Source organism: Pseudomonas sp. GW458-11-26-14-LB4 (assembly GCF_059423925.1).
Map to the genome: position 1 here is coordinate 78,304 of NZ_JBWKYU010000006.1, position 13,128 is coordinate 91,431.

Consider the following 13,128-nt stretch of genomic DNA (forward strand, 5'->3'; position numbering starts at 1 on the left):
CGCAGACGGTTCGACGCCTCGACGTGGGAACGATCGGGTTGCAGCAATTACTTGGTGGGTTTGACGGTCACCGGCGCCTTGCCCGCCTTCATCTGCTCCAGCAACGGCGCGCACTGATTCGGCTCGCCACCACTCGGCGCCACCAGCGCCAGCAACCCTGCCGCCGGCGCAGCGATCACGCCCAAGGCCACCATCCCCGCCCCGCGCAACATCAGCGGCACCGCTTTCACCCCGGCATCCGGCTTGATGAACTTGCCACGCACGTACAACGGCGAACGCAGGGAAATCAAACGCCAGCCCTTGGACTCCGGCGTCACCGTCAGGTCCAGTTGCTCGGTAGCCATGTTCGCCGTGCCGTCGATGTAGATGATTGCGTTCTCGGTATCGAACACAAACAGCCGCGTGTTCGCCAGGCCAGTCTTGATGTCGAAGTCCGCCGCCGCGCAGTTGATCTTCACTTCCTTGTCGCCAAAGATCTTGCCGACCACGTAGTTGCCGACGTTGAGCCCGGCCAGCTCCATCAACTCGCGACTGATCGCGCCGTCGTTGATCAGCATCTTCAGGTTGCCGTTGGCACCGCCCAGCAGTTTGGCCACCGAGTTGCCGCGACCGGCGATATCGGCATCACCGTTGAGCTCGCCGAAACTGGTCTTCATCGGTTCGAAGGTCGGGAACAGCTGTTTGAGCTTGAACTTGCGCGCAGTCAATTTAGCCCGGCCTTCCAGCGGTTCGGTGCGACCGTTGAGGCGAATCTGCGCATCGAGGTTGCCACCGGCCACGCCGAAGCGCAGCGGCTCCAGACTCAGCTCGCCGTCGTTGAGTTTGAGGTGGGTATAGAGGTCGGTGAACGGCAGTTCTTCGCTGTGGACGATGCGCTTGCCGGTGAATTCGACGTCGGCATCCATGTCGCGCCAGCGCTCGGTCTTGAACTCTTCCACCGGCAGCACCTTGTCCGCCGGCTGCTTGCTCTCGCCGCCACGGGCCTTCTGCTTGGCATTGGAGTCGGCACCGATCAGCGGCGCGAGGTCGGCGAACAGCAATTGATTGGACAGCAGCGCGCCACTCAGCTTGGGCCGTGGCTGGCTGGCGACGTAAGCCAGATCGCCATGGATGTCGCTGCTGCCGATCTTGCCGTTGAACTGTTCGTAGCGGAACTGCGCGCCGCCCGGCTCATGCAGCTTGGCGATCAAATGGCCGTCGGTGGCATAAGGCGGGGTGTCCGGCAGGGTTACGCCGGTCAGCGGATACAGGTTGCCGAGGCTGGCGCCGGCCAGTTTCAGGCGCAGATCGAGGGCGCCGAGGTTCAGCGGATCGGTCAGGGTGCCGGCGAGTTCGACGCTGGTATCGCCGATCTTCGCCTGGGCCTGCAACGGGAACGGTTTGCTCGCGTCCTGCAGAGCCAGCAAGCCACCGATCTTGCCCTGGCCGGCGAGTTTCTGGCCGTGATACTGGCCGGTGACTTTCAGGCCGAAGGCGTAATCCTGCGGTGCGCCACCTTTGTCCTGTGCGGTTTTCGCGGCTTTGTCGCCGACGATGTCGCTGAACGGAATCGGCTTGCCCAGCGGATCGATCAGCAGGTCGAGGTTGGTCTTGAGGGTCTGGTCATCCAGGGTGACGTGGCCCTTGTCGAAGCCGATGGCGCCGATGTCGACCACCCAGTTCGAGGGCTCGGCATTCGGGTCCTTGGGATCGAACTTGAAGGTCCAGTTGGCGCGGCCGTCGGCCAAACGCTGCAGTTGCGCGTTGGGTTCGGTCAGGTCGATGCGCGGGATCGCGACCCGTTGCGCCAGCAAGGCCAGTGGCGAAATGCGCAGCTCGACCCGTTTGAGGGTGACCATCTGCGGTTGCTTCGACCAGTCGGGATTGCCCAGCGTCAGGTCTTCGGCAACCACATGCGGCCACGGCACCCAGGCGCGCCAGCCGCCCTCGTCGAGCTCACGCCGCCAGACCACCGACAGGTTGCCGTTGATGGCGAACGGTCGATGCAGTTCTTCCGAGACTTTGGCGTTGAGCGGCGGTTTGATGCGGTTCCAGTCGAAGAACACGATGATCAATACCAGCACTGCCAGTAACAGCACGAGGGTGGCGAAGGTCCAGGCGAAGATTTTACGCGTGCGCGTCATTGCACAAAGCTCCTGAAGACGACTGCATCCATTGGCACGACGCAGCTGAAACGACGGGCCGTGATGGCCCTCATGAAATCTGTGACTGACAAACAGCCCGCAGGTTTAATCCAAAGCCCCAGCGAGGGGAAAAAACGGTCGCCATTCTGACCGATCGGTCGAATTGGCGTTACCGGACCCGCACTTTTGCGGGGCGCGAGTGGGTGGAAAATACCCACCGCAGTGCAAAACCGCCTGCCTGAAACGCCCGATCTAGAGCCTCCCAATGGAACAATCAATTCTGTTGATTATTACCATTGTGTTTATGAACTTTTATATCGACTTATCGAGAGTAGCATTGCCCTCGTACCCACTTTATCGCCCTCCCAAGGAGCAACCCATCATGAAACGCCAACTTCTGTTCAGTCTTACCCTCTCGATGCTGGCCAGCACCGCTTTCGCCCTGCCAGCTGCCGATCAAGCGACTCCGCAAGTCAAAACCAGCCACTCGGTGTTCAGCCAGACTGTTGCCGCTGATGGCTCGGACCGCACTCCACAAGGCCAGACCCTGGCTGAAAACGGTCGTAACCGCCTGGAAGAAAAAGGCCTGGTTCAAGATGGCTATGACAAAACCCCACAAGGTCAAACCGTAGCTGAAGGCGGCCGTGATCGTCTGGAACAGAAAGGTCTGGTTCAAGACGGTTCGGACCGCACTCCACAAGGTCAAACCCTGGCATCTGACGGTTCTGAACGCACCCCACAAGGCCAAACCCTGGCATCTGACGGTTCCGATCGCACTCCACAGGGCCAAACCCTGGCAGCCGACGGTTCCGATCGCACCCCACAAGGTCAAACGCTGGCCGAAGGTGGTGGTGACCGTGTGATCGAACGCAACAGCGCTTTGAGCTAAGCCCATGGCGGCCTGGAAAAAAAGCCCAATCCCCGGATTGGGCTTTTGACTTTTCAGCAGCCTGTATAAAGAAGTCGCGATTTCCCTGCTCCATCTCCCCCGCTGCCGTTCGACGCCGACAAAGCCGATTTGCTAGAGTGCGGCGCTTGTCTTGCCTAAGAACACACCCTTGCGATGCTGCCCCGCGCCGAACAGAAACAACAGACCCGCAACGCCCTGATGGACGCTGCCCGCCACTTGATGGAAAGCGGCCGAGGATTCGGCAGCCTGAGCCTGCGTGAAGTGACGAAAACCGCCGGCATCGTGCCCACCGGTTTCTACCGGCATTTCGCCGACATGGACGAACTCGGCCTGGTACTGGTCAGCGAAGTCGGCCAGACCTTCCGCGAAACCATCCGCCTGGTACGCCACAACGAATTCGTCATGGGCGGCATCATCGATGCGTCGGTGCGGATTTTCCTCGACGTGGTCAGCGCCAACCGTTCGCAATTCCTGTTTCTGGCCCGCGAGCAGTACGGCGGATCGTTGCCGGTGCGTCAGGCCATTGGCCGTTTGCGGGAGGACATCAGCTCCGACCTGGCGGCGGACCTGGCCTTGATGCCCAAGCTCCAGCACCTCAATCGCGAAGGCCTGAGCGTAATGGCCGACCTGATTGTCAAATCGGTGTTCGCCACCCTGCCGGACATCATCGACCCGCCCGCCGAAGCCCTGCCCGAGCATCTGACGCCCCAGGCGAAGATCACCCAGCAGTTGCGCTTCATCTTTATCGGGTTGAAGCACTGGCAAGGGCTCGGCAGTACCGAGTGAGAAAGCAAAAAATCGCAGCCTGGAGCTGCGATTTTTTTTGCGCTGCAAATTGGTGCATGAAAAAAACTTCATGCACCAAAACACCCCACAATCCTGCAACATCTTGAAACATCCACTAGGCTCCGACAGGGTTTTCCTACGCTTCGTCCGATTGGCAAGCCCCTTGCTCTAGCCTGAGCATTGTCCATTGCTGGAAGCTTTCCGATGCTGGTGATTCATCGCAGAATCGAGCCCCACCCCGTCTGGGCCGCCGAGTTGCACCTGACCTTTGAAGCCAGGAGCAAAAGCCGCTTGCGCTGTTTCAGTGCCGAAGGCGAGGACGTCGGACTGTTTCTGGAGCGCGGTCAACCGCCGCTGTATGACGGCGAGTGCCTGCAAGCCGAAGATGGCCGGATCGTCCGGGTCTGTGCCCGCCCTGAACAATTGCTGCACGTCACCTGCGCCAACGCCTTTGAACTGACCCGCGCGGCCTATCACTTGGGCAATCGCCACGTCGCGCTGCAAGTCGGTGACGGCTGGTTGCGGCTGCTCGACGATTACGTGCTCAAGGCGATGCTTGAACAACTCGGCGCGCAGGTCGAATCGATCGAAGCCCCGTTCCAGCCGGAACACGGCGCCTACGGTGGCGGCCATCATCATTCGCGGCACGGTGACGAAGACTTCAACTACGCGCCGAAACTCCATCAGTTCGGCGTCCGTTTGTGAACCCGGCCTGGGCGCTGCTGCGCCTGGCCAGTCCGCAATTGCCGATTGGCGGCTACAGCTATTCCCAGGGCCTGGAAATGGCTGTGGATAACGGCCGTGTCGACAGCCCGGACAGCGCCCGCCGCTGGATCAGCGATCAATTGCTGCTCAACCTCGCGCGGTTTGAAGCGCCCCTGCTGCTCGCCCATTGCCAGGCCGCCGCGGACGAACACTGGGATGAATTGCGCAAGCTCTGCGAAAGCCACCGCGCCAGCCGCGAAACCCGCGAGCTGCATCTGGAGAGCCGGCAGATGGGCTACTCGTTGCAGCAATTGCTCAACGGCCTGCCCGAACTCGATCAGCCAGCGCGGGATTTTCTCGAACATTGCGCCGAGCCGCACTTGGCCCTGTGCTGGGCTCTGGCCGCGCGCGCCTGGCAGATCAGCCCGCAGGACGCCCTCGCCGCGTGGCTGTGGAGCTGGCTGGAAAACCAGCTCGCGGTGCTGATGAAAACCTTGCCGCTGGGCCAGCAAGCCGCTCAGCGCCTGACCAGCGAACTGCTGCCGCTGCTGCAACAGGCCCAGCAGGACGCCACCCGAATCAATCCCGAACACCTCGGCAGCGCCGCGTTCGGTCTGTCCCTGGCGTGCATGGCCCATGAGCGCCAGTACAGCCGCCTGTTCCGTTCCTAGGGCCTTTTATCTGGAGAATCACATGAACACACAACCCCTGCGCGTCGGCATCGGCGGCCCGGTCGGTTCCGGGAAAACCGCGTTGACCCTGGCCCTGTGCCTGGCGCTGCGCGAACGCTACAACCTGGCCGTAGTCACCAACGACATCTACACCCGCGAAGACGCCGACTTTCTGGTGCGCAACGAAGCGCTGGCGCCAGAACGCATCATCGGCGTGGAAACCGGCGGCTGCCCGCACACCGCGATCCGCGAAGACGCTTCGATCAACCTCGAAGCGGTGGATCAACTGAACCGGCGTTTTCCGGGGCTGGACCTGATTCTGGTGGAGTCCGGTGGCGACAATCTTTCCGCGACCTTCAGCCCGGAACTGTCCGACCTGACCATCTACGTGATCGACGTTTCCGCCGGCGACAAGCTGCCGCGCAAGGGCGGGCCCGGCATTTGCAAATCCGACCTGCTGGTAATCAACAAGATCGACCTCGCGCCGCTGGTCGGCGCCTCGCTGGAGATGATGAACAGCGACACCCAACGCATGCGCAACGGCAAGCCGTTCGTGTTCAGCAACCAGAAAACCGGTCAGGGCCTGGAAGACATCATTGCCTTCATCGAACGCCAGGGCCTGCTGACTGCAGCCTGATTCACTGATCAACAAGGAAGCTTATCCATGACACTCAAACGCATTCTCGGCGCCGTCGCGCTGCTGCTGACTCCGGCCCTGGCCTTCGCCCACCCTGGCCACGGCGACTCTGGCCTGGTGGCCGGCATCAGCCACCCGATCGGCGGTCTCGACCATTTGCTGGCGATGGTGGCCGTCGGTCTGTGGGCGGCGCAGCAGCAAGGCGCCGCACGCTGGGCGCTGCCGTGCACCTTTGTCGGCACCATGCTGATCGGCGGTCTGCTCGGCTTTGAAGGGCTGGAGCTGCCGGCGCTGGAAAGCGGGATTGCCGCCTCGGTGCTGGCGATGGGTCTGGCGGTGGCGCTGGCGGTGCGTCCGCCGCTGGTAATGGCAGTGGCGGCGACGGCGCTGTTTGCGCTGTTCCACGGCGTGGCCCACGGCCTCGAGTTGCCGGACATGTCGAGCCCTTGGGCGTATGCCGCCGGTTTCGTGGTCGCAACGGCTGCGCTGCATGCGGCGGGTTATGCGGTCGTGCGTTTTCTGCCTCAGGCGGCCGCGCCGCTGGTGCGACTGGCCGGCGCCGCTTCGGCGGTGACGGGCGCGTGGTTGCTGGCCGGCTGAATTGTACCTCTGATCGTTCCCGCGTATGGCGCGGGAACGATCGATCGCCACTCTCTGCTACCATGTCGCGCAATCGCCCCTGCCGTGACGACGTCCGCCCATGCCCCACGCCTCCCGCTCCACCTCCCTGCCTGAACTGACCGCCCTGTTCGGTGAAGTGCAACAGCACTTTCTCGACGTGATCGTGCCCCTCTGGCAAGGGCCGGGCTGGAACGCCGACATGGCGTTGCCTTATGAGGCGCTGGACGCTGCACATCAGCCGCTGCCACCACAGCGCTACCGGGCGATGGCCTGCGCACGGCAGCTGTACTTGTTCTCAAGCCTGATCGGGGTTGTGGATAACGCCGAAGTCCGCGCGGCTGCGTTGTTCCGTTCCCTGCAACGGCACTTCCACGATGCCGAGCACGGCGGCTGGTTCTACAGCATCGATCCGCAGGGCAAACCGCTGGATAAGCGCAAGGATCTCTACACCCACGCCTTCATCCTGTTTGCCTGCGCGCATTACTGGGAAAAGTCCCGCGAGCCCTTGGTCGAATCGACCCTGAATGCCGCGCTGGAAGTCATCGGCCGACGTTTCGCCACCGGTGACGGCCTCTACGAAGCCTGCCTCGACCGCGACTGGGTCACGCTGGAAACCGGCCCGTTGCAAAACCCGCTGATGCACCTGGCCGAAGCCTTCCTGGCCACGTTGGCCGTGCGCGAAGATCCCCAGACCCGGCAGGCGCTGAGCGAGTTATGCACAGCCATGCACAGGTGCTTCATCGAACCGCAACAAGGCGTGTTGATGGAAAAGCCGCTGGGGGCTGTGGATAACTGGTTTGAACCGGGGCATCAGTTCGAATGGTATTTCCTGCTGGAGTCTTCACCGCTGTTGCGCGGATCGAAACTGCACGCGGCACTGGATCGCGCGTTTGCCTTCACCGAACAACAGGGCGTAGAAGCCGACACCGGTGCGGTGCTGGCCATGCTCGATCCGCAAGGACACGGGAAGGATTCGACCCAGCGCATCTGGGCCCAGGCCGAATACCTGCGCGCCCTGACCTTGCGTCCGGGCAGTGAAAGTGCGGTGCTGCGCCAGTTGCAGGCGCTGCAACAGCGCTTCCTGCATGCCGGCGGCTGGCACGAATGCCGTGACGATCAGGGCGAGGTCAGCCGCAAGGACATGCCGTCGACCACGCCGTATCACTTGGCGACCTGCTACCGCGGCCTCGCCGACTATCTGAGCTGACAGCCGTGGCGAGGGAGGCGACTCCCCCCCCCCCACGCAACATCAGGCAATCCACTTCCTGTCGCCGGTGAAGCTGATGGTCAGCCAGCGCGCCGCATCCGGTTTGCCCAGCTTCGCGGAAATCTCCTCACGCAGCACATCCAGCTGACCGACGCTCTGCAGCCGGTAATTCGCCGGCAACACCACATGAATTTCGATGAACCGCGCCCGCCCGTGCTTCTGCACGTAGGACACGTAGTCGTCGAAACCATGCTCGACCTTGGCCGCATCCATCACCTGGCGCACCTGATCGTCCAGCGTGTCCGGCGCAATACCGAGCACGTCCCGCAGCGCCGGGCCGAGAATCTTGAAGGCCGGTGGCAGCATGGTCAGGGCCAGCACGATCAGGATCAGCGGGTCGACGAACTTCGCCCACTCGCCATAACCCTGGGACTTGAGCAGCAGCGCCGCGAGGAAACTGATCAGCAGGCCCACCGACAGCATCGCGTCCACCAGCCAGCTGATGTTGTCGAACTGGATGAGGCTCGACTTGAGCTTGCGATTGCGGTGACGCACGTAGAAGAAGTAGGCGAACTCGACAACGGTGAACACCGCCGCGTAGATGATCACCAGCCCCAGCTCGATTTCACGACCGCCGTTGATGATGCCGAACACACCGTTGAGAAACGCGTAGATGGCGATCAGCAGCAGGAAACTGCCCTCGATCAGCAGCACCATCGGCTCCAGATGCCAGAAACCGAACTGGAAACGCTGGTTGCTTTGCTTGGCGATCAGCTTCGCGGTGATCAGCATCAGAACTTTGATGAAGGTTGCGATCAGCGAAAAAAAGCCATCGAACAGGATGGATTGGGAACCCGAAACAAAACCGGTGGCGATCCCGGCGATCGACACGGCCAACATCAGGATGGTCGATTGTTTGAGCAGCGACTGCTCACCTCGGTTACTCACTTTGACTCCTCGAAAACCTTGAAAACCGCAGGGTGCGGTGGGGTCCTTGAGGAGTGAGTCTACCTTACTGCCAGAATTTGGCCGATTTGCCCTCTTCGCCAGCAGACTGGCAAAGAGGGCAAAACCGTATCAAGCCTTGTTACGCTCGATGGCAAAACCGGCCCAGGTCTGGCTCACCGGCATCAGCTCAAGGCTGTTGATGTTGATGTGCGCCGGCGCATTCAGCACCCAGAAGATCGTCTCGGCGATGTCCTGCGGCTGGATCGGCTCGGCACCGGCGTAGGTGGCGTCGTAACGCGCCTGGTCACCGGCGAAACGCACCAGCGAGAACTCGCTCTCGCACAGGCCCGGCTCGATGTTGCTGACGCGCACGCCGGTGCCCTGCAGGTCGCAGCGCAGGTTCAGCGAGAACTGTTTCACGAACGCCTTGGTAGCGCCATAGACGTGGCTGCCCGGGTACGGGTAGCTACCTGCGATGGAGCCGAGGTTGACGATGCCGGCGCCGCGACCGTGGGCGATCAGGCGAGGCAGCAACAGGCGAGTGCTGTACATCAGGCCTTTGACGTTGGTGTCGACCATGGTGTCCCAATCGTCGAGGTCGCACTTCGGTGCAGGGTCCACGCCCAGCGCCAGCCCGGCGTTGTTGATCAGGCCGCGCAGCTTGGCGAACGATGGCGGCAGGTTGGCAATCGCCTCCTCCATCGCCTTGCGATCACGCACGTCCAGCACCAGGCCATGCACTTCGGTCTGCTTCGACAGCTCGGCGCATAGCGCATTGAGGCGTTCTTCACGACGACCGGTCAGCACCAGTTTCCAGCCGGCCTCGGCAAAACGACGGGCACAGGCTTCACCAAAACCGGAGGTCGCGCCGGTGATAAACAGGGTGTTGGACATCGTGTTCTCCTTGCTTCGGCCGCCGGGGCAGCCATTGGAATAGAAAATCAGCGGGCAGCATGCCCGGCCCCGCTTTAACCGGCAACCACCGAATCCTGCTCATTAATTGATCAGCGGCCGCTACGCCATATGCGCCGCGGCCTGTAGCCATGTGCACGCACGTTATCCACAAGCCCTTCCACAGTTTCCGGGGGCAAGTGGAAAAGCGCAAAGCCGCGCCACACAAGGCTTTGCGAGCGATTCAGAAAGTTTTTTGCTTGACCCTGAACAACCAGTTGTGCCGGGCAGGGCATTTTGCACGACCGACCGGTCATGGCCATGATTGCGCGAGGCCAGCAATTACGGCCCTTAGCCAAGTCTTTCCAGAGTTTAATCACAGACTTATCCACAGGATTGACCACAGCCATCAGCGCTGTTTTGCACCCCCATAAAAAGGTTGACAAACAGGCCTTCTCCTCAGCGAAAACACGCTGATCAAAAAACAACCACAGCGCTGCAAGCCACGGTTTCAAAGGCTTTCAGCCAGCTACACCCACGTTATTCACAGCCAGCTCCACAGCAAACGGGGACAAGTCAAAACTGTGGAAAAACAGCCATTTGCAGCGGCTTTATGTCGCGCTTTGGCAGGTTGGCGATTTTGTTTTCCACAATTTCCCGAAAGTCCTGGTTTCCAGTGAACGAGCAGACGCAAAAAAGCCCCGACACTCACGCATCGGGGCTTGTGGACAACTTCAAACGATCAGTGACCGCCGAGGTAAGCGTTGCGCACTTCCTCGTTCACCAGCAATTCCTGGCCGGTGCCCGTCAGGCGGATCTCGCCGTTGACCATCACGTACGCCCGGTCGGACAGTTTCAACGCATGGTTGGCGTTCTGCTCGACGAGGAAAATGGTCATGCCGGTTTTCGCCAGTTCCCGCAGGGTGGCGAAGATCTGTTTCACCACGATCGGCGCCAGCCCCAGGCTTGGTTCATCCAGCAGCAACAGCTTGGGCCGGCTCATCAGCGCCCGGGCGATGGCGAGCATTTGCTGCTCGCCGCCGGACATGGTCATCGCCCGCTGCGTGCGGCGCTCTTCGAGCCGCGGGAACAGCTCGAACATGCGCTGCATGTCTTCCTTGGCGTACTTGTCACCGATCGGAATGGTGCCCATCAGCAGGTTTTCCTCGACGGTCATGTCAGGGAACACCCGCCGCCCTTCCGGCGATTGCGCAATGCCGTTGGAAGCGATGTAGTGCGATGACTTGTGGGTAATGTCCACGCCTTGATAGAGGATCAGTCCGCCCGCCGCCCGTGGCTGGCCGAAGATCGACATCAGCAGGGTGGATTTACCGGCACCGTTGGAGCCGATCAGGCTGACAGTTTCCCCTTCGTTGATCTGCAGCGAAACGCCTTTGAGGGCCTGGATCGGACCGTAGAACACGTCCAGATCCTTGAGTTCGAGGATGGGTTGCGTCATACGACTTCCTCTTCGTCGGCGCCCAGGTAGGCCGCGATCACTTTCGGATCGTTACGAATGGCATCCGGTCCGCCCTCGGCGATGACGATGCCGTGGTCCAGCACCACAATGTGATCGGAAATGCTCATTACCATGCCCATGTCGTGTTCGATCAGCACCACGGTCAGATCGTGCTCGTCGCGCAGCAGCCGGATCATCGCGCTCAGCGCTTCGGTTTCCTGAGGGTTGAGGCCGGCGGCCGGTTCGTCGAGGCAGATGATCTGCGGCCGCGTGCACATGGCCCGGGCGATTTCCAGACGGCGTTGCTGGCCGTAGGACAGTTCACCGGCCAGACGGTTGGCGCAGTCCACCAGATCCACCACTTCCAGCCAGTAGAACGCGCAGTCCAGCGCGTCGCTTTCAGCCTTGCGATAGCCCTTGGTGTTGAGGATGCCGGCCAGCATGTTGCGGTTCACCCACATGTGCTGGGCCACCAGCAGGTTTTCCAGCACCGACATTTCCTTGAACAGGCGAATGTTCTGGAACGTCCGGGCCAGGCCGGCGCGGTTCACCAGATGGGTGCCGCCGAACATCTTGTAATACAGACGGCTGGCAAAGTTTTTCGGCGAGACGAAGTCGGTCGGCTTGAACGACTCGCCCAGTAGCTGGATGACGTTGGCCTGCTGGCCGCGCACGTTGAGTTCGATCTTGCCGCCGGAGGCTTTATAGAAACCGGTCAGGCAGTTGAACACCGTGGTCTTGCCGGCGCCGTTGGGGCCGATCAGGGCGAAGATCGAGTTGCGCTTGACCTTCAGGCTGACATCGCTCAAGGCCTTGATGCCACCGAAGTGCATCATCAGTTTTTCAACAGAGAGTACGACTTCACTCATGGCGCAGTCCTCTCATAGTGAATGGCACCTTTGCGTGGAGTGACTCCGGTACGGCTGATGCGGATCAGCCCGCGAGGTCGCCAGATCATCATCAACACCATCAGGATCCCGAACAGCAGCACGCGGTATTCGGCGAAGCCGCGCAGCAGTTCCGGGGCGACGGTCAGCACGAACGCTGCAATCACCACACCGATGGTCGAGCCCATGCCGCCGAGCACCACGATGGCGAGGATCAATGCCGATTCGAAGAAGGTGAACGAGGTCGGGTTGACGAAGCCTTGGTAAGTGGCGAAGAACACACCCGCCAGACCTGCCGTCGACGCACCGATGGTGAACGCCGAGAGCTTGACCAGCACGTGGTTGAGGCCCATCGAGCGGCAGGCGATTTCGTCTTCACGCAGGGCTTCCCAGGCGCGGCCGACCGGCATCTTCACCAGGCGATGCTTGATGTACAGCACGGCCAGTACCACCAGGAACAGCACGGCATAGATGAAGTAATACTTCACGTCCGGGTTGTAGGCGATGCCGAAGAACTCGTGAAACGGTACCCCGCCATCCTTCGCCCGCTTGCCGAATTCCAGACCGAAGAAGGTCGGCAGTGGCGCCGGCATGCCGTTCGGACCGCCGGTCAGGGACAGCCAGTTGTTGAGCACCAGACGAATGATTTCACCGAAGCCCAGGGTCACGATCGCCAGGTAGTCGCCGTGCAGGCGCAGCACCGGGAAACCGAGGATGCAACCGGCAAGGCCAGCAGTGATCGCCGCCAGCGGCAGCACGGTCCAGAAGCCCAGCCCGAGGTACTGATATCCGAGCGCCAGACCGTAGGCGCCGATGGCGTAGAACGCCACGTAACCCAGGTCGAGCAGGCCGGCCAGACCGACCACGATGTTCAGGCCCAGACCCAGCAGCACGTAGATCAGTCCGAGGATGACCACGCCCAGCAGGTAGGAGTTGGAGAAGAACGGCAACGCCACGGCGATGGCGATCATCAGCGGGATGATCCAGCGCAGGCGCGATTTGTAGTCCGGGGCCAGCACGTGCACGCCGGAACCGGTGCTCTCGAATCCGTCGAGAATGCGCAGGCCCTTGGGGGTTTGCAGGAACAGACTGAGGGCAAAACGGCCGGCCATGACGATGGCAATGATCCACGCCACGCGGCTCGGTTCGAGGTTGAAGCTGTAGCCGTCGAGTACCACGCCGACAATCGGCCCGAACACGATCAGGGCAATCAGACCGGCGAGAATCGCCTCAACCAGGCTTTTTTTGACATCGATGGATTTTGTAGTGGTTGAAGACATCGC

The 13,128-nt window shown here is 61.4% G+C and carries 13 protein-coding genes; 7 read left to right on the forward strand and 6 right to left on the reverse strand.

Features of this window, described 5'->3' with window-relative positions; translation table 11 throughout:
* Positions 1-47: 47 nt before the first annotated feature.
* Positions 48-2,123: an AsmA family protein gene (locus tag AC07XZ_RS09905; protein ID WP_102688376.1), complete on the reverse strand. Its 2,076-nt coding sequence runs from the start codon at positions 2,121-2,123 to the stop codon at positions 48-50.
* A 382-nt stretch (positions 2,124-2,505) separates the two neighbouring features.
* Here AC07XZ_RS09905 and AC07XZ_RS09910 point away from each other — a divergent pair, with 382 nt between their 5' ends.
* From AC07XZ_RS09910 to AC07XZ_RS09940, 7 genes are all read left to right on the forward strand, one after another.
* Positions 2,506-3,012, forward strand: coding sequence for a hypothetical protein (locus tag AC07XZ_RS09910; protein WP_102688377.1), 507 nt, complete (start codon positions 2,506-2,508; stop codon positions 3,010-3,012).
* Positions 3,013-3,186: 174 nt separating this feature from the next.
* A complete protein-coding gene (locus AC07XZ_RS09915; protein WP_007950628.1) occupies positions 3,187-3,819 on the forward strand; it encodes a TetR family transcriptional regulator in 633 nt (210 codons plus the stop codon).
* A 204-nt stretch (positions 3,820-4,023) separates the two neighbouring features.
* Complete coding sequence (gene ureE, locus AC07XZ_RS09920) at positions 4,024-4,524, forward strand: urease accessory protein UreE (RefSeq protein WP_102688378.1); 501 nt, start codon at positions 4,024-4,026, stop codon at positions 4,522-4,524.
* Complete coding sequence (locus AC07XZ_RS09925) at positions 4,521-5,195, forward strand: urease accessory protein UreF (protein WP_011332213.1); 675 nt, start codon at positions 4,521-4,523, stop codon at positions 5,193-5,195. The genes ureE and AC07XZ_RS09925 overlap by 4 nt, the downstream gene beginning before the upstream one ends.
* Positions 5,196-5,217: 22 nt before the next feature.
* Positions 5,218-5,832 (forward strand): urease accessory protein UreG, encoded by a 615-nt coding sequence (gene ureG / locus AC07XZ_RS09930; protein WP_007950645.1) that lies wholly within the window; start codon positions 5,218-5,220, stop codon positions 5,830-5,832.
* 27 nt (positions 5,833-5,859) lie between these two features.
* Positions 5,860-6,432: a HupE/UreJ family protein gene (locus AC07XZ_RS09935; RefSeq protein WP_102688379.1), complete on the forward strand. Its 573-nt coding sequence runs from the start codon at positions 5,860-5,862 to the stop codon at positions 6,430-6,432.
* A gap of 100 nt (positions 6,433-6,532) precedes the next feature.
* On the forward strand, positions 6,533-7,660 hold the full coding sequence (locus AC07XZ_RS09940; protein WP_102688380.1) for an AGE family epimerase/isomerase: 1,128 nt from the start codon (positions 6,533-6,535) through the stop codon (positions 7,658-7,660).
* A gap of 42 nt (positions 7,661-7,702) precedes the next feature.
* On the opposite strand, the gene AC07XZ_RS09945 is transcribed toward AC07XZ_RS09940, so the two are convergent.
* The 5 genes from AC07XZ_RS09945 to livM form a co-directional block, all read right to left on the reverse strand.
* Entirely contained in the window at positions 7,703-8,608 is a 906-nt protein-coding gene (locus AC07XZ_RS09945; RefSeq protein ID WP_102686769.1) for a cation diffusion facilitator family transporter, read from the reverse strand.
* A 129-nt stretch (positions 8,609-8,737) separates the two neighbouring features.
* On the reverse strand, positions 8,738-9,502 hold the full coding sequence (locus tag AC07XZ_RS09950) for an SDR family oxidoreductase (RefSeq protein WP_102686770.1): 765 nt from the start codon (positions 9,500-9,502) through the stop codon (positions 8,738-8,740).
* Positions 9,503-10,241: 739 nt separating this feature from the next.
* Positions 10,242-10,958, reverse strand: coding sequence for an ABC transporter ATP-binding protein (locus AC07XZ_RS09955; protein WP_102686771.1), 717 nt, complete (start codon positions 10,956-10,958; stop codon positions 10,242-10,244).
* The gene (locus tag AC07XZ_RS09960; RefSeq protein WP_102686772.1) at positions 10,955-11,827 is read right to left on the reverse strand and encodes an ATP-binding cassette domain-containing protein; all 873 of its coding nucleotides are present in this window, start codon (positions 11,825-11,827) and stop codon (positions 10,955-10,957) included. Before AC07XZ_RS09960 ends, AC07XZ_RS09955 begins: the two co-directional genes overlap by 4 nt.
* Entirely contained in the window at positions 11,824-13,125 is a 1,302-nt protein-coding gene (gene livM, locus AC07XZ_RS09965; protein WP_102686773.1) for a high-affinity branched-chain amino acid ABC transporter permease LivM, read from the reverse strand. The genes AC07XZ_RS09960 and livM overlap by 4 nt, the downstream gene beginning before the upstream one ends.
* Positions 13,126-13,128 lie beyond the last annotated feature (3 nt).

What these genes read in the sequence shown, in the direction of transcription:
- AC07XZ_RS09910 (WP_102688377.1), top strand. Translation starts at nt 2,506, where the DNA reads ATGAAACGCCAACTTCTGTTCAGTCTTACCCTCTCGATGCTGGCCAGC.
- AC07XZ_RS09950 (WP_102686770.1), bottom strand. Translation starts at nt 9,502, where the DNA reads ATGTCCAACACCCTGTTTATCACCGGCGCGACCTCCGGTTTTGGTGAA.
- AC07XZ_RS09905 (WP_102688376.1), bottom strand. Translation starts at nt 2,123, where the DNA reads ATGACGCGCACGCGTAAAATCTTCGCCTGGACCTTCGCCACCCTCGTG.
- AC07XZ_RS09940 (WP_102688380.1), top strand. Translation starts at nt 6,533, where the DNA reads ATGCCCCACGCCTCCCGCTCCACCTCCCTGCCTGAACTGACCGCCCTG.
- AC07XZ_RS09935 (WP_102688379.1), top strand. Translation starts at nt 5,860, where the DNA reads ATGACACTCAAACGCATTCTCGGCGCCGTCGCGCTGCTGCTGACTCCG.
- AC07XZ_RS09955 (WP_102686771.1), bottom strand. Translation starts at nt 10,958, where the DNA reads ATGACGCAACCCATCCTCGAACTCAAGGATCTGGACGTGTTCTACGGT.
- AC07XZ_RS09915 (WP_007950628.1), top strand. Translation starts at nt 3,187, where the DNA reads ATGCTGCCCCGCGCCGAACAGAAACAACAGACCCGCAACGCCCTGATG.
- livM (WP_102686773.1), bottom strand. Translation starts at nt 13,125, where the DNA reads ATGTCTTCAACCACTACAAAATCCATCGATGTCAAAAAAAGCCTGGTT.
- AC07XZ_RS09960 (WP_102686772.1), bottom strand. Translation starts at nt 11,827, where the DNA reads ATGAGTGAAGTCGTACTCTCTGTTGAAAAACTGATGATGCACTTCGGT.
- ureE (WP_102688378.1), top strand. Translation starts at nt 4,024, where the DNA reads ATGCTGGTGATTCATCGCAGAATCGAGCCCCACCCCGTCTGGGCCGCC.
- ureG (WP_007950645.1), top strand. Translation starts at nt 5,218, where the DNA reads ATGAACACACAACCCCTGCGCGTCGGCATCGGCGGCCCGGTCGGTTCC.